The organism is Corynebacterium yudongzhengii, assembly GCF_003065405.1.
GTDB lineage: Bacteria > Actinomycetota > Actinomycetes > Mycobacteriales > Mycobacteriaceae > Corynebacterium > Corynebacterium yudongzhengii.
Genome location: NZ_CP026947.1, coordinates 1,686,121 through 1,711,745, shown reverse-complemented (window position 1 = coordinate 1,711,745; position 25,625 = coordinate 1,686,121). Strand labels below are relative to the sequence as shown.

The 25,625-nt window shown below is 64.5% G+C and carries 23 protein-coding genes; 18 read left to right on the top strand and 5 right to left on the bottom strand.

The window, feature by feature from the left end; genetic code table 11:
• Positions 1-168 precede the first annotated feature (168 nt).
• From C3B44_RS07945 to C3B44_RS07935, 3 genes are all read left to right on the top strand, one after another.
• A complete protein-coding gene (locus C3B44_RS07945; RefSeq protein ID WP_108431905.1) occupies positions 169-2,022 on the top strand; it encodes a BCCT family transporter in 1,854 nt (617 codons plus the stop codon).
• Between the two features lie 133 nt (positions 2,023-2,155).
• The gene (gene metG / locus C3B44_RS07940) at positions 2,156-4,000 is read left to right on the top strand and encodes a methionine--tRNA ligase (RefSeq protein ID WP_108431904.1); all 1,845 of its coding nucleotides are present in this window, start codon (positions 2,156-2,158) and stop codon (positions 3,998-4,000) included.
• Positions 4,000-5,220 carry an MFS transporter gene (locus C3B44_RS07935; protein ID WP_235840415.1) on the top strand — a complete coding sequence of 407 codons (1,221 nt, stop codon included), beginning with the start codon at positions 4,000-4,002 and terminating at the stop codon, positions 5,218-5,220. The genes metG and C3B44_RS07935 overlap by 1 nt, the downstream gene beginning before the upstream one ends.
• Positions 5,221-5,231: 11 nt before the next feature.
• Here the strand turns inward: C3B44_RS07935 and C3B44_RS07930 are convergent, their stop codons facing one another.
• Positions 5,232-5,777 carry a GNAT family N-acetyltransferase gene (locus tag C3B44_RS07930; RefSeq protein WP_108432616.1) on the bottom strand — a complete coding sequence of 182 codons (546 nt, stop codon included), beginning with the start codon at positions 5,775-5,777 and terminating at the stop codon, positions 5,232-5,234.
• Between the two features lie 38 nt (positions 5,778-5,815).
• Between C3B44_RS07930 and C3B44_RS07925 the strand changes: the two genes are divergently transcribed.
• From C3B44_RS07925 to ppk2, 8 genes are all read left to right on the top strand, one after another.
• Positions 5,816-6,652 (top strand): TatD family hydrolase, encoded by an 837-nt coding sequence (locus C3B44_RS07925; RefSeq protein WP_108431903.1) that lies wholly within the window; start codon positions 5,816-5,818, stop codon positions 6,650-6,652.
• A 268-nt stretch (positions 6,653-6,920) separates the two neighbouring features.
• Positions 6,921-8,111 (top strand): resuscitation-promoting factor, encoded by a 1,191-nt coding sequence (locus C3B44_RS07920; protein ID WP_108431902.1) that lies wholly within the window; start codon positions 6,921-6,923, stop codon positions 8,109-8,111.
• Positions 8,112-8,240: 129 nt separating this feature from the next.
• A complete protein-coding gene (locus C3B44_RS07915; protein WP_108431901.1) occupies positions 8,241-8,777 on the top strand; it encodes a type 1 glutamine amidotransferase domain-containing protein in 537 nt (178 codons plus the stop codon).
• Between the two features lie 30 nt (positions 8,778-8,807).
• The gene (rsmA, locus tag C3B44_RS07910) at positions 8,808-9,695 is read left to right on the top strand and encodes a 16S rRNA (adenine(1518)-N(6)/adenine(1519)-N(6))-dimethyltransferase RsmA (protein WP_108431900.1); all 888 of its coding nucleotides are present in this window, start codon (positions 8,808-8,810) and stop codon (positions 9,693-9,695) included.
• Positions 9,692-10,738 (top strand): 4-(cytidine 5'-diphospho)-2-C-methyl-D-erythritol kinase, encoded by a 1,047-nt coding sequence (locus tag C3B44_RS07905; RefSeq protein WP_108431899.1) that lies wholly within the window; start codon positions 9,692-9,694, stop codon positions 10,736-10,738. Before rsmA ends, C3B44_RS07905 begins: the two co-directional genes overlap by 4 nt.
• Positions 10,739-10,751: 13 nt before the next feature.
• A complete protein-coding gene (locus tag C3B44_RS07900; protein ID WP_108431898.1) occupies positions 10,752-12,578 on the top strand; it encodes an ABC-F family ATP-binding cassette domain-containing protein in 1,827 nt (608 codons plus the stop codon).
• A gap of 9 nt (positions 12,579-12,587) precedes the next feature.
• The gene (locus C3B44_RS07895) at positions 12,588-12,911 is read left to right on the top strand and encodes a putative quinol monooxygenase (protein ID WP_108431897.1); all 324 of its coding nucleotides are present in this window, start codon (positions 12,588-12,590) and stop codon (positions 12,909-12,911) included.
• A 428-nt stretch (positions 12,912-13,339) separates the two neighbouring features.
• Positions 13,340-14,212, top strand: a complete 873-nt coding sequence (gene ppk2, locus C3B44_RS07890; RefSeq protein ID WP_108431896.1) for a polyphosphate kinase 2 — start codon at positions 13,340-13,342, stop codon at positions 14,210-14,212.
• Here the strand turns inward: ppk2 and C3B44_RS07885 are convergent.
• Both C3B44_RS07885 and C3B44_RS12130 read right to left on the bottom strand, forming a co-directional pair.
• The gene (locus tag C3B44_RS07885) at positions 14,209-14,886 is read right to left on the bottom strand and encodes an HAD-IIB family hydrolase (RefSeq protein ID WP_341458499.1); all 678 of its coding nucleotides are present in this window, start codon (positions 14,884-14,886) and stop codon (positions 14,209-14,211) included. The two genes, ppk2 and C3B44_RS07885, sit on opposite strands and share 4 nt — an antisense overlap.
• The gene (locus C3B44_RS12130; RefSeq protein WP_328588283.1) at positions 14,880-14,993 is read right to left on the bottom strand and encodes an HAD hydrolase family protein; all 114 of its coding nucleotides are present in this window, start codon (positions 14,991-14,993) and stop codon (positions 14,880-14,882) included. Before C3B44_RS12130 ends, C3B44_RS07885 begins: the two co-directional genes overlap by 7 nt.
• Positions 14,994-15,044: 51 nt before the next feature.
• Here C3B44_RS12130 and C3B44_RS07880 point away from each other — a divergent pair, with 51 nt between their 5' ends.
• Positions 15,045-16,028, top strand: a complete 984-nt coding sequence (locus C3B44_RS07880; protein ID WP_108431895.1) for a 3-hydroxyisobutyryl-CoA hydrolase — start codon at positions 15,045-15,047, stop codon at positions 16,026-16,028.
• On the opposite strand, the gene C3B44_RS07875 is transcribed toward C3B44_RS07880, so the two are convergent.
• On the bottom strand, positions 16,000-17,217 hold the full coding sequence (locus C3B44_RS07875; RefSeq protein WP_108431894.1) for a DUF6882 domain-containing protein: 1,218 nt from the start codon (positions 17,215-17,217) through the stop codon (positions 16,000-16,002). The two genes, C3B44_RS07880 and C3B44_RS07875, sit on opposite strands and share 29 nt — an antisense overlap.
• A 150-nt stretch (positions 17,218-17,367) precedes the next feature.
• On the opposite strand from C3B44_RS07875, the gene C3B44_RS07870 reads away from it, so the two are divergent.
• The 6 genes from C3B44_RS07870 (at position 17,368) to C3B44_RS07845 (ending at position 24,468) form a co-directional block, all read left to right on the top strand.
• Positions 17,368-18,822, top strand: coding sequence for a glyceraldehyde-3-phosphate dehydrogenase (locus C3B44_RS07870; RefSeq protein ID WP_108431893.1), 1,455 nt, complete (start codon positions 17,368-17,370; stop codon positions 18,820-18,822).
• 29 nt (positions 18,823-18,851) lie between these two features.
• Positions 18,852-19,508: a hypothetical protein gene (locus C3B44_RS07865; protein ID WP_108432615.1), complete on the top strand. Its 657-nt coding sequence runs from the start codon at positions 18,852-18,854 to the stop codon at positions 19,506-19,508.
• A gap of 703 nt (positions 19,509-20,211) precedes the next feature.
• Complete coding sequence (locus C3B44_RS07860; protein ID WP_146183463.1) at positions 20,212-20,856, top strand: ATP-binding cassette domain-containing protein; 645 nt, start codon at positions 20,212-20,214, stop codon at positions 20,854-20,856.
• Positions 20,849-21,175 (top strand): hypothetical protein, encoded by a 327-nt coding sequence (locus C3B44_RS07855; RefSeq protein ID WP_108431891.1) that lies wholly within the window; start codon positions 20,849-20,851, stop codon positions 21,173-21,175. Before C3B44_RS07860 ends, C3B44_RS07855 begins: the two co-directional genes overlap by 8 nt.
• Positions 21,176-21,323: 148 nt before the next feature.
• Positions 21,324-22,549 (top strand): IS3 family transposase gene (locus C3B44_RS07850; protein ID WP_108431797.1). Its coding sequence is split into 2 segments (ribosomal slippage): positions 21,324-21,603 and positions 21,603-22,549, totalling 1,227 coding nucleotides; the frame shifts between segments, so codons are not numbered across the junction.
• A gap of 119 nt (positions 22,550-22,668) precedes the next feature.
• Positions 22,669-24,468 (top strand): alpha-amylase family glycosyl hydrolase, encoded by a 1,800-nt coding sequence (locus C3B44_RS07845; protein ID WP_108431890.1) that lies wholly within the window; start codon positions 22,669-22,671, stop codon positions 24,466-24,468.
• A gap of 8 nt (positions 24,469-24,476) precedes the next feature.
• Here C3B44_RS07845 and C3B44_RS07840 read toward each other — a convergent pair whose 3' ends face one another.
• Positions 24,477-25,619, bottom strand: a complete 1,143-nt coding sequence (locus C3B44_RS07840) for a glycosyltransferase family 4 protein (RefSeq protein ID WP_108431889.1) — start codon at positions 25,617-25,619, stop codon at positions 24,477-24,479.
• Between the last annotated feature and the right edge of the window lie 6 nt (positions 25,620-25,625).

The window sequence follows — 25,625 nt, the reverse complement described above, 5'->3', positions numbered from 1 at the left end:
CGTTACAGAATTGTAATAAATAAAGTCCGGGTTACTGGCGTAGCCAGCCCTTTTGTTGCCTCGTTGTTATCGCGGTCACGCCGCTGATCAGCGCTTTCGATCAATGAATCTGTGAGTAAACGAAAGCTGAGCTTGATATATCCCGGGAGTCCGCCACAATAGGTTGACATGTCGACGCCTCAGGAAGATCTCACCTACGGCAAAGGTGGGCCAAATACCACCGAGGCCGGTACCGACGAGTATCGGCCGATCAAGGAAGGGCTCGCCGCGACGAGTGCGACCTCGCAGCTGGCCGCGATGCTGCACGATTCCGATGCGCTCGACGCCGCCGATACCGGCGAGCAGAGGGTCGTTCTCGCGTCGGAGGACAAGACCGCGAGCATCGACTGGAAGATTGTCGTCCCGGCCGCCGTCCTGGCCCTGACCGTCGTGCTCTGGGGCCTGGTGGGCGCCGAGAGCTTCGGCAACTTCGCCACCGACGCCTTCAACTGGGTCTTGGGCAACGTCGGCTGGGCCTTCGTGCTGTTCGGCACCATCTTCGTCGCCTTCGTCTTGGTGATCGCGTTCAGCCGCTTCGGCACGATCAAGCTCGGCGCCGTCGACGAGGAACCGGAGTTCCGGACCGCCTCGTGGGTCGCCATGATGTTCGCCGCCGGCATGGGCATCGGCCTGATGTTCTACGGTGCCTCCGAGCCGCTGGCCTTCTACAACGACGGCGTGCCCGGTTCCGGTACCGAGGACGTCGGCGCCTCCATGGCGCAGGCGATGTTCCACTGGACGCTGCACCCGTGGGCGATCTACGCGATCGTCGGCTTGGCCATCGCCTACTCCACCTTCCGTATCGGTCGCCGCCAGCTCATCTCCTCGGCGTTCGTCCCGCTGATCGGTGAGCGCAACGCCAATGGCGTCGTCGGCAAGGTCATCGACATCCTGTCGGTGTTCACCACCATCTTCGGTACCGCCTGCTCGCTGGGCCTCGGCGCCCTGCAGATCCGCTCCGGTCTGGAGTCCTCCGGCTTCGTCGATAACCCGGGCAACGCGGTCATCATCACCATCGTCGCCATCCTCACCCTGGCGTTCGTGCTCTCCGCGATCTCGGGCGTGGGCAAGGGCATTCAGTACCTGTCCAACCTGAACATGGTCCTGGCCGCCCTGCTGGCGATCTTCGTGTTCGTCGTCGGGCCCACCATCGTCCAGCTCAACCTCATCCCGACCGCCGTCGGCTCCTACATCCAGGACTTCTTCAAGATGGCCAGCATGACGGCCGACGCCGATGCCTCCGGCTTTACCGAGGAATTCCTCTCCGGCTGGACCATCTTCTACTGGGCATGGTGGATCTCCTGGTCGCCGTTCGTCGGCATGTTCCTGGCACGTATCTCCCGCGGCCGCTCCATCCGTGAGTTCTGCTTGGGCGTCACCCTCGTCCCGGCGGGCCTGTCCACCGTGTGGTTCGCCATCTTCGGTGGCACCGCCATCCAGATGGAGCAGGACGGCCAGTCCATCGTCGGCGGCGGCACCACCGAGGAGCAGCTGTTCAACCTTCTGGCCAACCTGCCGCTGGGTGAGGTCGTCGCGGTGGTTGCGATCATCCTGCTGGGTACCTTCTTCATCACCTCCGCCGACTCCGCGTCGACGGTCATGGGCTCGATGTCCCAGCGCGGACGCTCCGATGCCAACCCGTTCCTCTCGGCGACCTGGGGTGTCATCGCTGCGCTCGTCGGCATGACCCTGCTCATCGCCGGCGGTGACGATGCTCTCAACGCCCTGCAGAACGTCACCATCGTCGCGTCCACCCCGTTCCTGTTAATCATCATCTTGCTGATGATCAGCATCGTGAAGGATCTCTCCAACGATGTGATCTACCAGGACTACCGCGAGAGCCAGCGCTTCCAGCGCCAGATGGCCATCGAGCGCCGCCTGCACCGCGAGAAGACCTACCGCGAGGCTCAGAAGGTCCGCCACGACAGCATCATGCGCCGCCGCCGCGAAGACGAAGAGCAGCGAGAGCGCACCAACAACTAGCCTTCGGCTGTCATTCACGAGGCGCTACATAACCGCCGCATCCCGTTGAAGGGGGCGGCGGTTTTCTCATCTCTTGTCCTTCCTTCCGGGGCCGTCGGTTGCCCCGGGGGCCGGCTAAATTAAGCTGGTGGCCATGACTGAGCCTGACACCACCAACCCCGTACTCGTGTGCGTGGCGTGGCCCTATGCCAACGGCCCCCGCCACATCGGACACGTCGCCGGCTTCGGCGTCCCCTCCGACGTCTTCGCCCGCTTCCAGCGCATGCAGGGTCGCGACGTGCTGATGATCTCGGGTACCGACGAGCACGGCACCCCACTTTTGGTGCAGGCCGACAAGGAGGGCGTGCCGGTGACCGAGATGGCGGATCGCTACAGCCGCCAGATCGTCGAGGACCTGGCCGGGCTGTGCCTGTCCTATGACCTCTTTACCCGCACCACCACGCGCAACCACTACGCCGTGGTCCAGGAGCTCTTCCGCGGTCTCTACGACAACGGCTACATGATCCGCCAGACCACCTTGGGCGCGATCTCCCCGTCGACCGGGCGCACCCTGCCGGATCGCTACATCGAGGGCGAGTGCCCCATCTGCCACGCCGACGGCGCCCGCGGCGATCAGTGCGATGACTGCGGCAACCAGCTCGACCCGGCGGATCTGATCAACCCCGTCTCGAAGATCAACGGCGAGACCCCGAAGTTCGTCGAGACCGAGCACTTCCTTCTGGACCTCCCAGCACTCGCCGAGGCCCTGAAGTCCTGGCTGGAAACCCGCACCGACTGGCGCCCGAACGTGCTGAAGTTCTCGCTCAACCTGCTCGAGGACCTACGCCCGCGCGCCATGACCCGCGACATCGACTGGGGCATTCCCATCCCCGTCGAGGGCTGGCAGGACAACGGGGCGAAGAAGCTCTACGTCTGGTTCGACGCGGTGGTGGGCTATCTGTCCGCCTCCATCGAGTGGGCGCATCGCTCCGGCGACCCGGAGGCCTGGCGCAAGTTCTGGCAGGATCCCGATACCCCGGGCTATTACTTCATGGGCAAGGACAACATCACGTTCCACTCCCAGATCTGGCCCGGCGAGCTTTTGGGCTATGCCGGCAAGGGCGCCCACGGCGGCCAGAAGCATCGCTACGGCGAGCTGAACCTGCCCACCGAGGTCGTCTCCTCGGAGTTTCTCACCATGAGTGGCTCGAAGTTCTCCTCCTCGAAGGGCGTGGTCATCTACGTCAAGGACTTCCTGCGCGACTTCGGCCCCGACGCCCTGCGCTACTTCATCAGCGTTGCCGGCCCGGAGACCACGGACACCGACTTCACCTGGGACGAGTTCGTCCGCCGCATCAACAACGAGCTCGCCAACGGCTGGGGCAACCTGGTCAACCGCACCGTGTCCATGGCGTACAAGAACTACGGCGCCGTGCCCACCCCGGGCGAGCTCGAGGATTCCGATCGTCGCCTGCTGGATCTGGCGAAGGCATCCCTCGACGAGGTCGCCGGTTTCCTCGCCGCGGCAAAGTTCAAAAACGGCATCAACGCCGCCATGCGCGTCGTCGGCGAGGCGAACGCGTATATCGCCGAGCAGGAGCCCTGGAAGCTCGCGAAGGATGACGCACAGCGCGATCGCTTGGCGACGGTTTTGTGGACCGCCCTCCAGGTGGTCAGCGATTGCAACGTCATGCTCACCCCCTACCTTCCGAAGATGGCCCAGGCCGTCCACGAAACGCTGGGGCGCGACGGGGTGTGGGCCGCGATGCCCGAGGTCCGCGAGGTCACCGACGACTCCCCGGAGGAGCCCGTCGGCGTCGGCCTGCCGGAAGCTCACCGTTCCTATGCCATCATCACCGGCGATTACACCCAGCAGCAGGCGGTGTGGGAGCGCGTCGAGGTGAGACCCGGCACCGAGCTGGCCAAGCCGAAGCCGCTGGTGACCAAGCTGGATCTCGAACTCGCCGAGACCGGCCCCGAGTGGGCCCCGGTGCACTAGTGGCTACGAAGCGCTACCTTCCTGTCGCGCTCGTGTTCGTCGCGGTCATCACCGCGGCGATGAATCTGCGCGCCGGCATCGCGGGCCTAGGCCCCGTGCTCGGTGACGTCCTCGCCTCCTTCAACGCCTCCGGCAATCTAGCCGGCATCATTACCGCGATGCCGGGCGCCTTCTTCGCGGTGATGGGCTTATCCGCCGTCCCGATCGCGCGCCGGGTGGGCCTGTCGCGCACCCTGTGGCTCGGCATGGCGATGACGCTCATCGGCACCGCCTTCCGCCCGTGGGTGAACTCCGCGTGGCCGTTCATGGCGCTGACGGCGTTCGTCGTCGCGGGCATCGCGTTGTCGAACGTGTTGCTGCCCGCCTGGATCAAGCTGCACGGCGGGCGCAACATCGTCACGCTCATGACGTTGAATACGACGTTGCTGGGAGCCTCCGGCGCGGTGGGGCCCTTGAGCGCGCTCTTTGTCGACGGCGACGACGGCTGGCGCCACGCCCTGTTCTTCTGGGTGTGGATCGCGATCGCCCAGGTAGCGGTCTGGGCCATCGTCGCGCTGCGCACCGGCTTCGACTTCCCGGACTCCGCTCAGCAGCCGGAGGCAGAGCCCGGCAAGAAGAAACGCCGCCCGGCGTCGCTGTTCAGCTCGCCGACGGCGATCTTCCTCATGGTCTTCTTCGGCCTGCAGTCGATGAACGCCTACATCCAGATGGGCTTTCTGCCCCAGATCCTCATCGACGCCGGAACCAGCCAGGCTAAGGCCTCGATCGCTCTGGCCGTGGTCGGCGCTATGAACATCCTCGGTGGCATCGTCATGCCGCCGCTGATCGATAAGGTGGCCTCGCTGGCGCCGTACATCCTGGCGATCGCGGGCTTCGCCGTGATCGGCTATCTCGGGATCCTTTTAGCGCCGACGAGCGGCACGCTCATCTGGTCGGCCATTCTGGGCTTAGGTGGCTGGGCGTTTCCCGGCGCGCTCGCCCTGATCGTGGCGCGCTCGCGGGAGCCGGAGGTCACCGCCCGGCTGTCCGGATTCGTCCAGCCGGTCGGCTATCTCTTCCCGATGGTCGGTCCCCTGATCGTCGGCGCGGTCTACACCCCGCAGGCCCCGAACTGGGCCGGCATCATCATCGCGTTGATTATCGCCTCGGTGATCCAGGGGCTGGTCGGTGCCCGCGCGGCGCGGCGCTTTTTTGTCGACGACGAGCTCGCCCGCCGCTAGAGGTATCGCCGTTAGAGCTGCTTGGCGGAGCTCCGGCGCGGGGTCTCGGCGGCTTCGGGGGAGTGGACGTCGATCTGCATGATCGTGACATCCAGGGGCTTGCCGAACTTGTAGCCGACGCCGGTGAGCGTGCCGACCTCCCAGAAGCCGACCTTCTTGTGCAGCGCGAGCGAGGCCTCGTTGGTGGCCTCGATGAACCCGATCAAGACCTTGACGTTCTTGGCCTGCCGGGCGCGCTCGACCAGGGCGGTCAGGAGCGCGGAGCCCACCCCCTTGGCGTGGATGTGGGGATTGACGTAGATGGAGTGCTCCATCGTGTGGCGATACCCGGAGGCCTCCCGGAACTGGGCGTAGGACGAGTAGCCGAGGAACTCCCCGTCGTCGCCTTCGGCGACCAACACGGGCAGTCCCTTCTGCTGCCTGCCCTTGAGCCAGGCGCGCCTTTGTTCCTCGTCATCCGGATCGCGGGCGAAGCTGGCGAGGGTGTTTTCCACCGCCCATTTGTTGATCTCCGTCAGTTGGGCGACATCGCCGTCGACTGCGTCTCGAATCAGCATGCCCACCAGGATAGGCCACTGAGTTACAGTGGGGAACCATGTCGAAAAAGAAGCCGCGTCCCACGCCCGTACCTGCGGAAACCATTGCCGGACTCATCGACGCTCACACGCACCTGGCCTCGGCCGGGGCCCGCAGCCGCGAGGAGATCGACGCCATGGTGGCCCGCGCGAAGGAAGCCGGGGTGGAAAAGATCTGCACGGTCGGCGACGGTTTGGCGGAGGCCGAGGAGGCACTCGCGGCCGCGCAGCATCATGACGCGGTCTACGCGGCGTGCGCGATCCACCCGACCCGCGCTGACGAGCTGGACGATAACGCCCGTGAGCGCCTGCGCGAGCTCGCGAGCGATGAGCGCTGCGTGGCGGTGGGAGAGGCCGGTATCGACACCTACTGGATTACCCACGAACCCGAGCGCACCGCCTCGCTCGAGCAGCAGGAGGAATCGCTGCGTTTCCACGTCGATCTCGCCTGCGAGACCGGCAAGGCGCTGATGATCCACAACCGCGAAGGCGACGAGGATCTGATGAGGATCCTGGCGGATGCACCCCAGCCCAAGGATGTCATCTTGCACTGCTTCTCCTCGCCGCTCGCCGTTGCTGAGCAGGCGCTCGAGCGTGGCTACTACCTGAGTTTCGCCGGGAATGTGACCTTCAAGCGCAACGATGAGCTGCGCGAGGCCGCCCGCATCGCCCCGGCGGAGAAGATCCTCATCGAGACCGACGCGCCCTATATGACGCCGGAGCCTTTCCGCGGTACGAAGAACTCCCCGGCGCTGATCGGGCACACCGCGAAGGTCGTCGCCGCCGCCCGGGGTGTGGAGGTCACCGAGCTCACCGCGCAGTTAAGCCGGAACTTCGATACGGTCTACGGGCTTTAAGAGCACCTCTACACCCCGTGGGGTGGTAAATATCACTCGTGCCGTTTGTGCAGGCCGGGTGTGACGGCTGGGGGACGGGTGACTTTTGTGACACTAATGTCGAGTTTTTCGCCGAAATGTTGGAAAAACGAGGCTCGTTACCTTATTGTTACGAACAGCCGCATGCCGCAGAGTGTGCACAGAAATCATCACAGTGAGTCCGGGTGGCGCCGAGCAATCGATGCGACAACCCGGGCCGGTCGAGTTGAGAACTGGAATAAATTCTTAGATGGCACAGCACAACACCCGCATCGTTTCCCCCAAGTCCACCCCGGCACGCCTGATCGCCGGCGGTGCACTGGGCGCTCTCGCGATCGGCGGCGTCGCTGCCGCTGGCTCCGATAAGGACGTCACGGTCGACTACAACGGCGAGACCCTCGCCCTGTCGACCTACGCCAAGGACGTCGCCGGTGCGCTGGAGAAGGCCGGCGTGGAGGTCAGCGCGGACGATCTCGTCTCCCCGGCCCCGGTCGAGCCGCTTGCCGACGGCGACACCATCACCGTTCACACCGTCAAGCCGGTCGCCGTCTCCATCGACGGCGCCGAGCAGACCCTGCGCTCGGCGGCCGCCACCGTCGGCGACTTGGTCAAGGAACTCGGCAACGTTCCGGCGTCCTCGGCTGTGTCCGCGGATTATGACGCCCCGCTGACCGAGGGCATGCAGGTCGATGTGACCACCCCGAAGATCGTTGCCATCAACGACGGCGGCACCGTCACCTACACCGAGATCGCCGCCGGCACCGTCGGCGATGTCCTGAAGACCCGCGGCGTGACCGTCGACTCCTTCGACCGCGTCAGCCCCTCGCTGGACACCCCGCTGACCACCAACACCGAAATCTCCATCGAGCGCGTCGATGTCAGCGAGGACTCCGAGCGCGAGGCCATCGAGGCCCCAGTCAACTATGTCGACGACCCGGAGGCCGACGCCGGCACCGAGCGCGTCGTCGAGGAGGGCACCCCCGGCGAGCGCCAGGTGCTCACCCGCACCACCTACGTCAACGGTGAGCTCGAGGGCACCGAGGTCGTCTCCGAGAAGACGATCACCGAGGCCACCCCGACCACCATCGCCCGCGGCACCCGCGTGGTGGAGGAAGACACCTCCGAGCAGGCCACCCCGGCGGCCGAGCAGGACCACGGCGGCAACACCGGCGCACCCGCACCGGCCGTGGCCAACGGCGGCGTCTGGGATCGCCTCGCCCAGTGCGAGTCCGGCGGCAACTGGTCCATCGACACCGGCAACGGTTTCTCCGGCGGCCTGCAGTTCCACCCGCAGACCTGGGCTGCCTACGGCGGTACCGCATATGCCCCGACCGCCGCGCAGGCATCGCGCGAGCAGCAGATCGCCGTCGCCGAGAAGGTCCAGGCCGGCCAGGGCTGGGGCGCCTGGCCCGCCTGCACCGCCTCCATGGGCATCCGCTAAAAAGCGCTTAGTCGACGCTTTCATCCGGCAAGAACCACCGCGTGCACAGTGGTTCTGCCGGATTTTTCTCTTGCTCCTATGCTGGGCGAGCACAAGGCACTCGAGAGATCCGGAAAGGGGTTTCACACAATGGCCGAGAACTTGAACGGAAAGACCATCGCAGTTATCGCCACCGACGGCTTCGAGGACTCCGAGCTGTCCAGCCCGGTGGAGGCGGTACGCAAGGCCGGTGCCGACGTCGTCGTCCTCTCCACCGAGGCCGGCACCATCAGCGGCAAGAACGGCACCGAGGTGAGCGTCGATAAGACCACCGCCGACGCCCGCGGCGAAGACTTCCACGGCATCATCCTGCCGGGCGGTACCGGCAATGCCGACAAGATCCGCATGGACGAGGCGGCCGTCGAGATCGTCAAGAAGCACGTGGGCGCCGACAAACCGCTCGGCGTCATCTGCCACGGCGCCTGGATCCTCACCGACGCCGACGTGCTGCGCGATCGCACCCTGACCTCCTACCCGTCGCTGAAGACCGACCTGCGAAACGCCGGTGCGACCTGGGTCGACGAGGAGGTTCACTGCGACCAGGGCCTGGTGTCTTCGCGCACCCCGGATGACCTGCCGGCGTTCAACGACAAGATCGTCGAGGAATTCGCCGAGGGGCAGCACTAACGCCTCCGGCCCGCCGGGTACTTTGGGAGCATGACCAACCCGGAGGCCCACCTACTAGGCCCAGCTGATATCCGGGCACTCGCCGACGAGCTCGGCGTGGTGCCCACGAAGAAGCTGGGCCAGAACTTTGTCCACGACCCGAACACCGTGCGCCGCATCGTCGCCGCCGCCGAGCTCTCCCGCGACGATCACGTCGTCGAGATCGGCCCCGGGCTCGGTTCCCTGACCCTCGGGCTTTTGGAGGCCGCCGACCGTGTTACCGCCGTGGAGATCGACGAAAGGCTCGCCGCCCGCCTCGAGCTGACGGCGCGGGAGCGGGCGGCGGGGCTCGCCGATAAGCTCACCGTGCTCCACCGCAACGCCTTAGAGGTTGCGGCCGAAGAGATTGATACCCCCACCGCCCTGGTGGCGAATCTGCCCTATAACGTCTCGGTGCCGGTGTTGCTGCACTTTTTGCAGACGTTTCCCACGATCACCCGGGTGCTCGTGATGGTCCAGGCCGAGGTCGCTGACCGGTTGGCCGCCGCGCCGGGATCGAAGATCTACGGCGTGCCCAGCGTGAAGGCCGCCTTCTACGGGCGGGTGCGCAAAGCTGGCGCGATCGGGCGCAACGTGTTCTGGCCCGCGCCGAACATCGACTCCGGGCTGGTGCGCATCGACATACCGGATCCGAAGGCTTCGTGGGAGGTCAGCGAAAAACTTCGCAGCCGGTTGTTCCCGCTTATCGACGCCGCTTTCGCCCAGCGTCGCAAAACCCTGCGCGCCGCGCTGGCCGGCCACTACGGCTCAGCCCCAGCGGCAGAAGAAGCCCTGGCCGCCGCCGGCATCGATCCACGCCAGCGCGGCGAGAAGCTTTCCATTAGCGATTTCGTCCGCCTCGCCCGCACGAGCACCGACCACGAAGAGAACGACTCATGAGCACGCATCCTTTCCTGCCCGTCGCCGCCACGGTGCACGCGAAGATCAACCTGTATCTAGCCGTCGGCGCCGAACGCCCCGATGGTTACCACGATCTGACCACGGTGTTTCAGTCCGTCAGCGCCCGCGATGAGGTGTCTTTAAACGTCGCGGAACAAGCGGCGCCGGGGGAGGACGTGGTGCGGGGTTTGAGCGTCGATAAGCGCCTGCCCGGTGAGGTACCCACCCATGCCGGCAACCTCGCCTGGCAGGCCGTGCGCCTCGTCGTGCAGGCCTACCGGGATCGCCATGGGCCCCGCCTGCTTCCGGGTGTGAAGATCCACATTGATAAGAAGATTCCCGTCGCCGGGGGCATGGCCGGGGGCTCGGCCGACGCCGCCGCGGCACTTGTGGCGGCCGATGCGTGGCTGGCTGTCGCCTATGGGCGTGAGCCGCTGGGGGCTCGCGGCCTTTATCCGCTGGCCCGTCAGCTGGGCGCGGATGTGCCCTTCGTGCTGGCCGGGCAGACCGCTTTTGGTACTGGTAGGGGAGATGAGTTGGTCACGATGCTCACGCGTGGTCAGTTCCACTGGGCGGTGGTGACCTCGCCGCAGGGGCTGTCCACTCCGGAGGTCTTCCAGCGTTTGGATGCGATGCGTGCCGCCGGGGATGTCGAGTGCCGAGAGCCCGACACCCAGCCGGTGGCCGAGGCGCTGGCGGCCGGGGATGTCGAGTGCCGAGAGCCCGACACCCAGCCGGTGGCCGAGGCGCTGGCGGCCGGGGATACCGAGAAACTCGCCGGCGCGCTGCACAACGATTTGCAGGCTGCGGCGCTGTCGCTGCGCCCGGAGCTGCGCAAGATCTTGCGGGTGGGCGTTTCCGAAGGCGCACTCGCCGGGCTCGTCTCCGGGTCGGGGCCGACGTGCGTGTTTTTATGCCCCGACGCACACGCCGCGGACGAAGTCGCGCAGGCTGTCGCGGCGGATAATCCCGGTACGAGGGGCATGGCGGTAACCGGTCCCGCACCGGGAGCCGAGCTCGTGAGCGCAACCCGCGCGGACTAGACTGCGAATAACCATGGCGAACCTCATCAACCTGGAGAATGTCTCTAAGTCCTACGGACTCAAAACGCTTCTCGACGGCGTCAGCCTCGGCGTGCAGACCGGCGATCGCATCGGCGTCGTCGGCCTCAACGGCGGCGGCAAGACCACCCTCTTAGAGGTCATGTCCGGCATCGAACCGCCGGATTCCGGGCGCGTGACCCACACCGGGGATCTGCGCTTGGCGGTGGTCACTCAGCGCGCCGAGCTCGACGACGATGCCACCATCGGCCACGTCGTCGTCGAACCGCTGGGCCTGCAGACCTTCGAGTGGGCCTCGAACGCGCGGGTGCGCGACGTGCTCGGCGGCCTAGGCATCGTCGAGCTGGGACTGGATACCCGTGTCGGCTCGCTCTCCGGCGGCGAGCGCCGCCGCGTCAACCTCGCCGCGGCCCTCGTGCAGGATCTCGACTTAGTCGCTCTGGACGAGCCGACCAACCACCTCGATGTCGAGGGCGTGCAGTGGTTGGCCGAGCACCTGCTGGCACGCAAGGTCGCGCTCATCGTGGTCACCCACGACCGCTGGTTTTTGGACACGGTGGCCAACCGCACCTGGGAGGTGCACGACGGCACTGTCGACTTCTACGAAGGCGGCTACAACGACTGGACCTTCGCCCGCGCCGAGCGGGCCCGCCAGGCGGAGGCGATGGAACAGCGGCGTCGGAACCTGGCCCGCAAGGAGCTGGCCTGGCTGCGCCGCGGTGCCCCCGCGCGCACCTCGAAGCCGCGCTACCGGGTCGAGGCGGCCGAAGCTCTCATCAAGGACGTGCCGCCGCCGCGCGATACCGTCGAGCTCATGGCGTTTTCGCGCCAGCGCCAGGGCAACGTGGTCGTCGAGCTGGAAGACGCCCGCATCGATTCGCCCGACGGGCGCACGCTCGTCGATCACCTGACCTGGCGACTCGCGCCGGGCGAGCGCATCGGCCTGGTCGGCGTCAACGGCTCCGGCAAGACGACGCTGCTGCGCACCATCGCCGGCGCGCACGCATTGGCCGCGGGCCGGCGGATCGAAGGCCAGACAGTGCGCCTGGGGTGGTTGCGCCAGGAACTCGACGACCTCGACGGTGATCGCCGGCTCATCGACGCCGTCGAAGACGTCGCCAGCCGAGTCCAGATGGGCACAAAGGAGCTCACGGCCTCGCAACTCGCCGAGCGCCTCGGGTTCAACGCCAAGCGCCAGCGCGACTTCATCCGCAATCTCTCCGGCGGCGAGCGGCGCCGGCTGCAGCTGACGCGCGTGCTCATGGCGGAGCCGAACTTCTTGCTTCTCGACGAGCCCACCAACGACCTCGACATCGATACGCTGCAGGAACTCGAATCGCTGCTGGACAGCTGGCCGGGCACGCTCATCGTGATCTCACACGACCGCTACCTCATCGAACGCATTGCGGATAACACCTACGCCTTATTCGGTGACGGGAAGCTCACCCACCTGCCCGGCGGCATCGAGGAATACCTCGAGCGGCGCAAGCAGGCAGAAGGCGGAAGCGGGCCGGTGGATCTGGGCGGCTACGACGAGGCTGGTTCTTCTGGGTCCTCTGAGTCTTCTGGTTCTTCGGGGAAGAAGCTCAGCTCCGCGGAAGAACACGCGCTGCAGAAGAAGATGAACTCCACCGAGCGGAAGATGGCGAAGCTCGACGAGAAAATCGCCGCGCTGGAGGCAGAGATGGCTGAAGCTTCCGCGACCACCGAGCCGGACTACGAAGAGCTTAAACGCCTGGATACCCAGCTCAGCGACGTGCGCGTCCAGCACGAGGAGCTCGAGATGCATTGGTTGGAGCTAGGAGAGCAACTCGAACGGTAGGGTGGGGGCATGATTCTGATCAATGTGAAGTTCCGCCCGAAGAAGGAATACGTCAAGACCTTCATGGACAAGGTCTCTGAATTCACCGAGAAGACCCGCGCCGAGGACGGCTGCCTGTTCTTCGACTGGTACCGCTCTACCGAGGAAGACGGCCTGTTCATCCTCGTCGAGGGCTTCAAGGACGACGCCGCCGAGGCCCACGTCAACTCCCAGCACTTCCAGGACGCCGGGGAGCTGTTCCCGGAGATCCTCACCGAGACTCCGGAGATTATCAACACCCTCATCGAGGGCAAGACCGAGTGGGATCGGATGGCCGAGTTCCAGGTCGACTAGCGGCTCCTGGTGGTGTTGGCTGCCTGGGATCGCTGAGTTCATGCCGCGCTAGCGCTGGTCGAAAGCAGGGCTATAGAAAGGAGTTTCGCGCGGTCGAAAGGAGGACTCCTTTAGGGGCACCTCCTTTCGACCAGCGGTAGCGCTTTATGTCCGGGAGGGTGCGGGCAGGCCGTGAAGATTGTCCGGGGAGGTTGATGGGAAGGATGGGTCTGGTGTGGCCAGGCGTCGGGTAGCTCGCCTCACATCCCGGCCGGGCGCTCGTGTTGCGATAGCGCTGGTCGAAATTACCCCTATATAAAGGAGTGTTCCTTTCGACCTCGCGGGACTCGTTTAGGACCGACTCCTTTCGACCGCGCGTTCGGAGTACCGAACCAAACCCACCCAAACCCCATTTCCCTGGCAGGCGGGCTACAAGTAGCATCATGGTTATGGGGAAGAAGTCCGAAAAAGCCGGAGAGACCGGCCATAACAAGCCACCGAAGCTGCATAAGAAGGCCTACGAGAAGGAGTTGCGCCGTCTGCAGGCGGATCTGGTGGATCTGCAGCAGTGGGTCGTCGAGACGGGCGCCCGCGTCGTCCTCGTGATGGAGGGCCGCGACGCCGCCGGCAAAGGCTCGGCGATTAGTCGCATCACCCAGTACCTGAACCCGCGCCAGTGCCGCGTCGAGGCGCTGCCGAAGCCGAACGACCGCGAGAAAGGCCAGTGGTACTTCCAGCGCTACATCGAGCGCCTGCCCACCGCCGGGGAGATCGTCATCTTTGACCGCTCCTGGTACAACCGCGCCGGCGTCGAGCGCGTCATGGGATTCTGCACCACCCGCGAATACCGCCGCTTCCTCGCCCAGGCTCCGACCTTCGAGCGCATGCTCGTCGAGGACGGGATCCTGCTGCGTAAGTACTGGTTCTCGGTTTCGGCGGAGGAGCAGTTGCGGCGTTTCCACTCGCGCGTCGATGACCCCCTGCGTCGCTGGAAGCTCTCGCCGATGGATGTCGAGTCGATCAACCGCTGGGACGATTACTCGAAGGCGAAGGACGAGATGTTCGTCCACACTGACACCATCACGGCGCCGTGGTACATCGTGGAAAGCGAGGACAAGAAGCGTTCGCGCATCAACGTGATTCGTCACATCCTCGACACGATCCCTTATGTCTCCACGGAGCCTTACGTCCCGGAGCTGCCGGAGCGCACCGTCCACGATGAGATCGATCGCCCCTCGCGCGGCGAGTTCCACTACGTGCCGGATTATGCCGCCGAGCTAGAGCGCGACAAGATCGCCGCGAAGAAGAAAAAGAACGACTAGCCGAGCATCTTCTCGAACTCAGTGATCACCGCGTGCTCCGCGTTCGAGCCGATGACATGATCGGCGATCTCCTTGATGCCGGGGTGCGCGTTGGCCATCGCATAGGCGGTGCCGGCGGCTTGGAGTAGCTCGTAGTCGTTGAAGTAGTCGCCGAACGCGGCTGTCTCGGCCTGTTCCACTCCGAGCGCGCCGGCGAGGTTATTCAGCGCGATACCCTTGTTGGCCTGCGGGTTCATCACGTCCACCCAGTGCGCCCCGGAGACCGAGACATTCAGCTGACCCGCGGCAGCACGCAGCACGGGCGCGACGGTCTCCTCCACGTCGGTCTCGCTATAGAGGGCAAGCTTGACGACGCCACCACCCAGCGCCTCACCCAAATCAGACACGGTGCGGCGCGAGCGGTAGTACTTCGCGATCTCGCGGGCGATAGCCTCGTCGTCGGTGGGCCGCACATAGGCAACTTCGGGCTGGCAGACCACCGTCACCGCCGGGGTCTGGTTGGCGGCGTGAAGGAGGCGGGCGACGTCGTCGTCGGCGATCGGGGTGGTGGAGACCACCTCGTCGCAATGTGCGACCACCGGGCCGTTTTCCGCGATATAGGCCTCCGGCGGGCACTGGCGAAACAGCGCCTTGAGTGTGCCGAGCTGGCGTCCAGAGGCCGGCGCGATCACCACCCCGCCTCCCGTGCCCGCCGGTTGATGTCCCAGAAGGCGTCGGGGATGCGGCCGGTGTCGTCGAGAAGCGTGCCGTCCATGTCGACGGCGATGAGCCGGGGTGCCACTGACTTGAAGATCCTTCCCACGCACTGGTGATCTGTGCAACACTGGGGGCCATGGACACACCAGTGATCACATCAATCAGCAATGCTACCGGAGTCATCGCGCTGAATCGCCCTCGCGCGCTGAACTCCCTCAACCCCGAGATGGTGGAGATCATCGCCGAAGCCCTGGAGAGCTGGCGTGACGACGACACCGTCGAACAAGTACTCATCCACGCCCCGGAGCGCGGATTCTGCGCGGGCGGGGACGTCCGTGCGGCCCGCGAGGCGGTGCTCGAGGGCAAATCCGACGAGGCCGATCAGTTCTTCGCCGGCGAATACCGGCTCAACAACCTGCTCGCGGAGTACCCGAAGCCTTTCGCCGCGCTCGCCGATGGGGTCATCATGGGTGGTGGCCAGGGCATTTCCATGCACGGCAGCCACCGGATCGTGACGGAGAACGCGTTCGCCTCCATGCCGGAGATGGCGATTGGGTATATCACGGACGTCGGTATGTCCTATGCCCTGCAGGCGATTACCGGTAAGGCGACCGGGCGCTTCCTCGCCCTGACCGGTTACCGCTTAAAGGCAGAGGACATGCTGCATACCGGGCTGGCCACCCACGTCGTGGACAGCCCCGATATTGAGGCGCTGACCCGGCAGAGCTTCGACGACGTGCTGGCCGATGCCCGCACCACCGCCATCGACCCGCCGATCGCGCGTGTCGCCGAAGACATCGAGGCGGTCTTTCGCTACGGCAGCTGGGAAGAGATCGATAAAGCCCTGCGCAGCCACGATAACCAGGAGTTCGTCGAGCTGGTCGACGAACTCATCGCCGGCGCCAGCAAGGCCTCCCTGGTCGCCACCGCGGAGCTGCTGGCGGTCAACGCCGAGCGCAATCTCTCCGAGGCGCTCGACAACGAACTGCGCCTCGGCAGCTTCATGATCCGCCAGCCCGACTTCGCTGAGGGGGTGCGGGCGGTGCTCGTCGATAAGACGAAGGACGCCAGCTTCGGCGACCCGCTGCCGGCTAGCGAGTACCGTCAGTATCTACGCTAACCTTGCGGCCCTCGATAAGAATCCGCAGTGTGCGCCCGGTATCCGGGGCGTGTAGGGAGCCTTCGTGAAGCGCCAGGCCGCGGTAGTCGCAATAGCGGGCCACGGCGCGCTGCGGATCGACCCCGGCCGGGAGCTCGCGCGCGAGGGTGGCCCTAAGCGCGGATTCACTCGGTGGGGGAAGGCGCAGGCTGTCGTGTTCTAAAAGCACCACTGCGACGCTATCGCCCAAGTGCACGAAGCCGTGGGTAAAACGCCCCGTGATCGGCTTGCACAGCTCGATCAACCACTTATGCCACGACAGGCGCGGGGACTGCAGCACGGGCAGTCCCTTGTCCTGGCCGAAGGCGCGCACGCGCAGCGACAGCGCCGCCGACTCGTGGCCGCCGGTGCGCGGATCCGCCCACGCCCAGCGCCACTGATCGGCCTCGATGAACCCCATGACGTGGGCCTTCAGCTCCATCTCGCCGGCGGCGGTGGCCAGGCGCGCCCTGCCGCTAGCCAGGTCGCAGACGAGGGTGTGGTGGGGGAAGCGGCCGTCGAGAAGCAGCTGGTGTTCGACCGAGGGGAAGAACGCGTCGGCGCGGATCTCGGAAAAGCGGGGTCCGCCCAGGCCGTAGATGTCGGTGACGAGGCCGTCGTGAAGCCCCAGCCGGGTGCCGTCGCTGAAGTCGATCGCCTCCTCGCCGTGGCGCACCCCGAGCCCGCGGGTGGCGGCGAAGCTGTCGATCGCGCGGCGCAGGTGAGCAGAGGGGACGCGGGGAAGTCCGGTGGCCAGGGCCTCGCGGGTCGGCAGGGTCTCCGGGCGGCCGTGCGGGATGACGACGGAGGCCGTCGCCTCGTCATGCGGGATCACGAAGGCGGGGGCGTTGCCGAAGAGGGTGCGGGCGGCGTCGATAAGCTCGTCGCTCGCCGGTATTGGCCCGCGGAACTCCGGCAAGTCAAAGCCCTCGATGCGCTGCGTGAGCCACGTCCACGTGCCGTCGCTGATCCGGGCCACGCGGGTGGCAGTGAGGGTGCGGCGTGCGGGATCGAGGCGGATCTCGCAGGCGGCATCTTTTTCGTCGCTCAGTGGGGCGAGTCCGTTGCACTCGAGATGCTTGATGCGTGGGGAGGCGGCGTCGATCGCGGCCTGCTCGATGGTGCCGTCGGCGACGACCTCCGCGAGGGAGCGGGGAGAGGGAAGCTGCATGAAATAGGCCTCTGACAGTAGGAAACGAGAGGTCTCCCCCGGGGCGAAGCCCGCGGAAGGTGAAACATACAATGAAAGGGAAACCACCCGTACGTTAACGCCTACCCGGCGAAACGTCGAGACCCCTTCGTACCACGAGGATGATCAAGCATGACCGATGACCACAACGTCCAGCAGGACTGGAACCACCGACTGGCGCTCGCGCAGGAGATGCTGCCTTTGATTTCCCGGCTGCACCGGGAGAAGAACGTGGTCACCTCGATCTTCGGCCGCCTGCTTGTCGGGGTGACCGATATCGACATCATCAAGGCCCACCGGTATGCCCGCCGCATCGCGAAGAAGGAGCTGCCGCTCGAGCAGACCCTGCCGGTGCTCAAGGAGCTCGTGGAACTCGACCTCGGCACCGCGTCCATCGACCTCGGTGCGCTGGCCGTGCAGTTCTCCAAGTCTGATGAAAAGGATCTGCGTAGCTTCGTCGAAGGCCACCTCACCGAGGTCATCGGCACCGAGAAGGAACTCACGCCGCGCGATGTCGTGCTCTACGGCTTCGGGCGCATCGGCCGGCTGCTCGCTCGCATCCTCATCGCCCGCGAGGCGACCTACGGCGGTGTGCGCCTGCGCGCCGTCGTGGTGCGCAAGAAGGGCGACGAAGACATCGTCAAACGCGCCTCCCTGCTGCGGCGTGACTCGGTGCACGGGCCTTTCGACGGCACCATCACCGTCGACCACGACAATGACCGCATCATCGCCAACGGCACGGCCATCCAGATGATCTACGCCGACGACCCGGCCAGCATCGACTACACGGCCTACGGGATCAACGATGCGATCGTCGTCGACAACACCGGCCGCTGGCGCGATCGCGAGGGGCTGAGCCAGCACCTCAAGTCCCAGGGCGTGGCCAAGGCGCTGCTCACCGCGCCGGGCAAGGGGGACATCAAGAACATCGTCTACGGCATCAACGAAGCCATGATCGACGACGGCGACGACATCCTGTCCGCCGCCTCGTGCACCACCAACGGCATCACCCCGGTGCTGAAGGTCATCAACGATCGCTACGGCATCGAACACGGCCACGTCGAGACCGTCCACTCCTACACCAACGACCAGAACCTGGCGGATAACTACCACAAGGGCCCGCGCCGCGGCCGCGCCGCCGGGCTGAACATGGTGCTCACCGAGACCGGCGCGGCGAAGGCCGTTGCCAAGGCCGTGCCGGAGATGCAGGGCAAGCTCACCGGCAACGCCATCCGCGTGCCCACCCCGGATGTCTCCATGGCGGTGCTCAACCTGACGCTGAACACCGAGGTCGAGCGCGAGGAAGTCAACGAGTTTTTGCGCGACGTCACGCTGCACTCGAGCCTGCGCCAGCAGGTCGACTACATCAACTCCCCGGATGTGGTCTCCACTGACTTCGTCGGCTCCACGCACGCCGGCGTGGTCGACGGTTTGGCCACCATCGCGAACGGACGCCACCTGGTGCTCTATGTCTGGTACGACAACGAGTATGGCTACTCCAACCAGGTCATCCGCATCGTCGAGCACATCGCAGGCGTGCGCCCCTCCGTCTACCCGCGGCGCCTCGATCCGAGTGAACTGAAGTAGGTGGCTTAGCAGCGGGTAGCATGTCGTTCATGCTCTCCGCCGTCAGCTTCGCGCTTATCGACTCGGTCAATGCGCTGCTCATCGCCGTTGTCGTGGCGATCGGCATCATCCTGCCGAAGGGGGCCTACCGCAAAGTCGCGCCCCTTCTGATCGCCGGCGACTGGCTCGGGGTCTTCCTGCTGGCCATCTTGGTGATGTTCGTCTTCGACGGGCTCGAAGACTTTGTCACCCGGCTTGTCGACGGCCCCGTCTTCGGCCTCATCCTCATCGCGGTGGGGCTCGTCGCCCTGATTGGCACTTGGCGGGCGAAGCCGGGCGGCAACCGCAAGATCATCAACACGATCCTGTCGTTCGTACGCACCCCCTCTATCTGGACGGTGGTCGCCGGCTTCGTCTTAGGCGCGGTGCAATCCCTGACATCGGGGCCCTTTTTCGCTGGCATCGCGGTGCTCTCCGCGGGCGATTACTCTGTGGCCGCCCGCTACGGGGGCATGCTCTGGTACGCCAGCCTCGCCCTGAGCTTGCCGACGCTCGTCGCCCTCGCCGTCGGCCTCGTGCGCCGGTACCCGCACTCGCGGCTGGGGCAGTGGTTCCAGAAAGCCCGCGACAACTCTGAGGCCGTGAGCCGGATGGGTGGCTACCTCGTTGCCGCGGTGCTCATCGTTTTAGGTGTGGTGCATCTGTGAGGCGTGTGGGGTGGCGTTTGCGCTAGGTCGGTCGGGGGAGTTGTTTGCAAACGCTTGAAGGAAGATGCTTGAAGGGCGCTTCCTTCAAGCGTTTGTGCACTCACTATTGGCTCGCTCGTTGGATGCGCCTGGGCATGCGGTCTGTGTCGATGCGCAGAGAGGGCTTGGAGTAGGGGACTTGTTGGCAACAAGTCAATAGTTTTGTACTGTGGGCCCTGACAGCTATTTGTTTCGAATCTAGAGGTCAATCGAGGCGTTGCCCACCGCGGCAGCTACCTCAGGAATTGTGAACACCTCAAGAAGAGGAAGATAGCTTAGCGTGAGAAGATTCTGCTGGGCATGGCCCTGTTTGGGTTGGTCGTCGGTGTCGGAGTCTTTACCTTCAACATCGCTTTTCCGGACCCCTCACGAGGACTTCTGGTCAGCTCGGGCTTGTGCGCTCTCCTTGGCGCTTTCAGTACTTACCTCGCCGCCGATAATTACCGCAACAAACGCGAGCGCTAGGCTGGGCTAGGGTACTGTGCCCTGCCTGCTGCTGTTTTCGAAAGAGCTCCTCGAGTGTAGCGGTCATCATAACCCCAGGTCACACCTCAGGCAGGGCAAACCCCGATGTGTAGCCATAGGGCCGGACTACGTTGGGTCCCAAAGCCACGCCGATAAGAAGAACGTCATTCTTTAAGGGTTGATCGGTATATGTGAGGTTTTGGGAGCCGGGTTCCAGTTCGACAACGCGGAGAGACGCGATTGGCTCTTCCGCGATATAGACTTCCAGATCCCCGAAGGGGAATGTGTCGCACTCATGGGGCCGTCGGGAACAGGAAAAACAACCTTGCTTCACGGGCTTGCTGGCATCGCTCAGCTTTCCGAAGGAACAAGTAAGCTCAACGGAACACAGATTTCGGGTATTTCGCAACGCGAGGTGCGCGAGCACCTGCGTGAATCGGTCGCGATCATTTTCCAAGAACACCTTTTAATCCCAAGTCTTATTTTGTTCGAAAATGTAGAGCTTTCGTGGGCTTTGGCAGGCAAGCCGAAAAACATCACACCCACTACCGTTCTTGACCGCCTAGCCATCGGGGATGAGCGGGATTCACTGCCCGAGGCCGTCTCGGGTGGGCAAGCCCAACGCGTAGCCATCGCTCGGGCCTTAGCCGGTGGGCCGAAACTTCTGTTCGCGGACGAGCCCACGGGCAGCCTTGATGAAGACAACGCGCGGCGCGCCATGGGTGAGATCACGGACTGGTGCTCCGCGCAGGATGCTCATGCGCTCATCGTGACTCATGATCCTGGCATCGCGGAACTCTGTGATCGCATTGTTCGTCTCGACGAAGGAACGATCAATGCTTAGGTCTATCGCCACGAAGATTATGGTGTCCTACGTGCGGGCGTCGATGGGCGCCAACGTGGCAGCCATCGTTGCGGTGAGCGTGGCTATCGGTGTTCTTGCAGCCGTCATTAACACCCGAAGCGCGGTCCAAGGCACCGAGGTCGGTGAGGCTGTGACGGTGAACCTCGCTACCAACGCCGCGATCTCGTGGACGATCGCCTCGTTATTCTGTATCCCGCAGATCGTGGGCCGTGCGTTTAGAAAATTCGACTATTTCCTCGGTTGCCTCCACCTCGTCGGCTGGCCCGCGCGGCGCTCTTGTCAGATGCTGTCCATGTAGCTTTTGCTCATCATGGCTTGTGCGCTAGGGCTTTCCTACCCGGTAGCAGCGCTCCTTCAGCGCGTGGTGATGCAGATACCCCGCAGAGATTCCAACGAGTGAAGCGTCCTGGGTTTAGTTCCTACCTCAGCTAAGGAAGGATTGAACTATGCCTAGAAAGTATTCCGTCGAGTTCAAGGAGAAGGCAGTCCATCAGATCATCGAAATGGTCCGCCTGGAGTCTTGCTCACTGCAACGCGCCTACACGCAGGTCGGTGAGCTGCTTGGAGTATCCCACCACACGTTGCGGGCTTGGTACCGTGACAGCGCCTGCGTACGCGATAATTCTGACGCTTCAGGCGGCGAAGAAATGGAAGAAGAACTCAGGCGTCTGCGTCGAGAAAACCGCGAACTGAAACGAGCAAACGGGATTCTTAAGACAGCCTCGGCTTTTTTCGCAGCGGAACTCGACCGACCCACGACCAAATGATCTCCTACATCGACGCGTACGAAGATCAATGTGGGGTCGAGGCCATCTGCAGAGTTCTAAAACAGGCAGATCGTGGATTCATCACCTCTCGTGGCTACCGCAAGGCGACCACTCGTGTTCCCAGCGCAAGGGCCTTAAGCGATAGCCTGCTCATCCCAGAGATACAGCGTGTGCATGCGGAGAATTTCTCGGTCTACGGCATCCGCAAAATGTGGCACGCGATGAACCGTGAAGGCTTTCATATCGGCCGCGACAAGACCGCACGTCTGATGAAACTCGCTGGCGTTTCTGGCCGCAGACGTGGGCGAAGCCCACTAACAACGATCAGCCCGAAGACACCGGATCATCGCCCGGACCTTGTGCGCCGAAACTTCCGTGCGCAGGCACCAGGCAGGCTTTGGGTTGCTGACATTACCTACGTTCGCACCCTGTCAGGATTCGCCTATACCGCGTTTGTCGTGGATGTATTCAGCCGAAAAATTGTTGGTGTCGCTACACGCTCGACAATGCGCACCGACGCGCTGCCGATGGAGGCTTTGGAGCATGCGTTAACGACTGCAGGGCGAATCCATGGAAACCAGCTAATTCACCACAGCGATCGGGGCAGCCAGTATGTGTCACTGAAGTATTCCACTGCGCTAGCTGAGTCAGGAATCCGCCCGAGTGTGGGAACAGTCGGCGATTCTTACGACAATGCACTAGCCGAAACAGTCAACGGTCTCTACAGGGCTGAACTGATTCATGCCCAGGGCCCGTGGACGTCGGTCGGAGAAGTCGAACTGGCCACCTTGCGGTGGGTGCATTGGTGGAACACTAAGCGATTTCACGAAGCATTGGACTACGCTACCCCACAGGAAATAGAAACCGAGTACTATCTCACCGAGCCCATCAACACAGGGCCGTAAAAGAAGCGGAACTAAACCCAGGACGCTGCACTACGGCGCATTAGCACTCCCTACGTGACCTAGACGGCGTTGCACTCTGGTGCATCATCTCCTCCGTCCAGCTAGTCTGGGGGCCCACCATGGTCGCCGACTACGTACTGAGCCTTTCCGCCCCGCACGCGGTGGCGGTGGAGCTTATCGGCTATAACGACGCCGGCACTGAGATCCTCCGCCGGCCGCTGACACGCGGAGACGACAGCACCTTTAGCCTCGCCCTGAGCAGCGCATATACCGGGCTACGCTACCGGCTACGCCATACTGACCGCAACGGCTGCGTCACCGAGTTTACCGATCCTCACGCCACGGCCGTCACCGCCAACGGCACCCACGGCGTACTGCTACCGCGGCGCCGCTGGAACGGCCAGCGCCCGTCGGCGCCGAAGCCGGGTACGGAAATCATCTACGAGATACACATCCGGGATCTCACGATCGCCCCGTCGGCCGGTATCGAGTCGACCGGAACCTTCGCCGGCCTCAGCCAACCGGGGCGCCGCACGGCGAAGGGCAACCCCAGCGGCCTCGATTACCTGCGTAGCCTCGGGGTCACCCACGTCCAGCTCATGCCGGTCTTCGACTTCGCCACCGTCGACGAGACCGGCGACTTGAGTTTCAACGCGCAGTACAACTGGGGCTACGACCCCGACCACCACAACGCCGTCGAGGGCTCTTATGCCACCGACCCCACAGACCCCTCTACGCGCATCGAGGAGTTCGCCGCCTGCATCGACGCCCTGCACAGCGCGGGCTTAAGGGTGATCATGGATGTCGTCTACAACCACGTCTACGATGCCGGCACTCACGCCTTTTTCCCTCTGGGATACTTCCGCACCGACGGCGGCGAGCTTTACGACGCTACCGGCTGCGGCAACGAGGTCGCCACAGAACAACCGGCGGTGCGCGAGTTCATCGTCGATTCTGTGGCCTATTGGGCCCAGGCCTTCGGTATCGATGGCTTCCGTTTCGATCTCATGGGCACCCACGATGTGGAGACCATGCAGGCCATCCGCCGGCGCCTCGACGAGATCGACCCAGAGATCCTGCTGCTCGGCGAGGGGTGGGAGATGGGGAACCACCTCGAGGCCGTCACACCGGCCGATCTTCTCCATGCGGACGAGATCCCCCGGATCCGGATGTTTAACGATCAAGCCCGCGATGCGATCCGCGGCGATAACTTTGACGCTGAAGTCCCCGGTTTCGTCGCCGGTCACGGTGGCACGGAGTGCTCGCTCGAGCTCTTCTGCGCCCTCACCTCCACGCGCTATCCCTTTTTAAAGCCGGAACAGTCCGTTCTCTACGTCGAGGCGCATGACAACCTCACGATGCATGACAAGCTCTGCGCCGTCGCCGGACTGGATCCCGCCAGCACGAAAGCGGCAGATGACGAGGAGTTGCTGCGTCGTCACCTGCTGGCGATGACGCTGCCGTATCTCGGCGTCGGGACCGTCTTTGTACACGCCGGGATGGAGCACCGGCGCACCAAACACGGCGATGAGAACTCCTATCGCTCACCGGATCGCATCAACGCCTTCGACTATGACCGCGGGTGGGATCCTCGCCACGCCCGGGTACGCGAGTTATTCATCGCCCTGAATCGGTGGCGGAGGCAGCCCGGCTGGCCGCAGCCGTCAAGCTACGCCGAGGTCGATGAGCGCTACCAGCTCCTCCACGCCGAGCCGGGAAGGCTGTCTTTTCTTATCGACGGCGGCGAGCAACGAGAAATCTACGTAGCGATCAACGCCCGGGACCGCGACTGGGAGATAGGCCCGCTTGCCGAGGACAAGCGCTGGGTGCACCGTTTACATGACCACGAGATCGACCACACAACTGTCGAAGGCCAGGTCGTCGTACCGGCGATCTCCGCGAGCGTGCTGGAATCTTGAGGCACGTGCTAATCGCGGGTGGGGTGGCCTTCGATCGCTAAGTCGTAGAAGCGCACGAGGCGCTCGGTGGCAGACCGCCAGCCGTGGCGCTCCGCCTCCTTGCGGGCGGTGGCCCCCATCTCGCGGCGACGCTCGGGGTTCTGCAGCAGCCCGATGATCCTTTCGGCCCAGGTATCCAGGTCTTCGGGTTCCACGAGGTAGCCGGTGACGTCGTCGTCGATAACAAAGGGGATGCCGCCGGCCCGAGCGCCGACCACCGGCACCCCGGAGGCGAAGGACTCCAGCGCCACCAACCCGAGGGTCTCGGTGGTCGAGGGGAAAGCGAAAACGTCGCCGGAGGCGAACGCGCCGGCCAGCTCCGCGCCGGAGAGATACCCGGTGAAGGTGGTGAAGGCGGGATCGAGGAGTTTCTTCAGCTCGTCGATTTGGGGGCCGGAGCCCACCATCGCCAACCGGGCGCCGGGGACCTGCTCGCGCACGCGGCGCATGATCGGGGCGAGGCGGTCGAGGTTTTTCTCCAGCGACATACGCCCGACGTAGACGACGAGTGGGGCGTCGGGGTGTCCGTCGCTAAGCTTCTCCCGCATCGCCTCAGAGCGGCGATCGGGGTGGTAACCGGTGGTGTCCACGGCCTTCGGCCACAGCTCGACGTTACGAAAGCCCTGGTTGATGGCCTTGTCCACCATCGGCCCGGAGGTGCACAGGTTGACCGCCGCCATGTTGTGCAGCATGCGGATCCAGGTGGCCACCGGCTGGCGGGCCCACCCGATGCGCAGGCTTTCGACGTACTCAGGCACGTCGGTATGGAAACTGCAGACCAAAGGGACGTCGTGCGTCTTCGCCTCGAAGACACCGTAGGCGGCCAGCCAGACGGGGTTGACGGCATGCAGGACGTCGGGTTGGAATTCCCGCACCGCCCGATGGATGCGCGGGGTGGGCATGCCGACGGTGATCTCGGGGTAGATGGGGCGCAGGCGCACCCCGCGCACGGGGATGACCTCGAAGCCGGCGTATTCCGCGGGCGGATCACCCGGGGCGAACAGCTGGACCTCATGACCTAAGTCGCGCAGCTGTTCGAGGGTGCGGGTCACGCGGGTGACCACTCCGTCGATCTTCGGTAAGAAGACCTCCGTGAACATCGAGATCCGCATGCGGGA

Excerpts from the sequence above, each read along its gene's own strand:
- C3B44_RS07945 (WP_108431905.1), top strand. The coding sequence starts at position 169 with ATGTCGACGCCTCAGGAAGATCTCACCTACGGCAAAGGTGGGCCAAAT.
- metG (WP_108431904.1), top strand. The coding sequence starts at position 2,156 with ATGACTGAGCCTGACACCACCAACCCCGTACTCGTGTGCGTGGCGTGG.
- C3B44_RS07930 (WP_108432616.1), bottom strand. The coding sequence starts at position 5,777 with ATGCTGATTCGAGACGCAGTCGACGGCGATGTCGCCCAACTGACGGAG.
- C3B44_RS07925 (WP_108431903.1), top strand. The coding sequence starts at position 5,816 with ATGTCGAAAAAGAAGCCGCGTCCCACGCCCGTACCTGCGGAAACCATT.
- C3B44_RS07920 (WP_108431902.1), top strand. The coding sequence starts at position 6,921 with ATGGCACAGCACAACACCCGCATCGTTTCCCCCAAGTCCACCCCGGCA.
- C3B44_RS07915 (WP_108431901.1), top strand. The coding sequence starts at position 8,241 with ATGGCCGAGAACTTGAACGGAAAGACCATCGCAGTTATCGCCACCGAC.
- rsmA (WP_108431900.1), top strand. The coding sequence starts at position 8,808 with ATGACCAACCCGGAGGCCCACCTACTAGGCCCAGCTGATATCCGGGCA.
- C3B44_RS07905 (WP_108431899.1), top strand. The coding sequence starts at position 9,692 with ATGAGCACGCATCCTTTCCTGCCCGTCGCCGCCACGGTGCACGCGAAG.
- C3B44_RS07900 (WP_108431898.1), top strand. The coding sequence starts at position 10,752 with ATGGCGAACCTCATCAACCTGGAGAATGTCTCTAAGTCCTACGGACTC.
- C3B44_RS07895 (WP_108431897.1), top strand. The coding sequence starts at position 12,588 with ATGATTCTGATCAATGTGAAGTTCCGCCCGAAGAAGGAATACGTCAAG.
- ppk2 (WP_108431896.1), top strand. The coding sequence starts at position 13,340 with ATGGGGAAGAAGTCCGAAAAAGCCGGAGAGACCGGCCATAACAAGCCA.
- C3B44_RS07880 (WP_108431895.1), top strand. The coding sequence starts at position 15,045 with ATGGACACACCAGTGATCACATCAATCAGCAATGCTACCGGAGTCATC.
- C3B44_RS07875 (WP_108431894.1), bottom strand. The coding sequence starts at position 17,217 with ATGCAGCTTCCCTCTCCCCGCTCCCTCGCGGAGGTCGTCGCCGACGGC.
- C3B44_RS07870 (WP_108431893.1), top strand. The coding sequence starts at position 17,368 with ATGACCGATGACCACAACGTCCAGCAGGACTGGAACCACCGACTGGCG.
- C3B44_RS07865 (WP_108432615.1), top strand. The coding sequence starts at position 18,852 with ATGCTCTCCGCCGTCAGCTTCGCGCTTATCGACTCGGTCAATGCGCTG.
- C3B44_RS07855 (WP_108431891.1), top strand. The coding sequence starts at position 20,849 with ATGCTTAGGTCTATCGCCACGAAGATTATGGTGTCCTACGTGCGGGCG.
- C3B44_RS07845 (WP_108431890.1), top strand. The coding sequence starts at position 22,669 with ATGGTCGCCGACTACGTACTGAGCCTTTCCGCCCCGCACGCGGTGGCG.
- C3B44_RS07840 (WP_108431889.1), bottom strand. The coding sequence starts at position 25,619 with ATGCGGATCTCGATGTTCACGGAGGTCTTCTTACCGAAGATCGACGGA.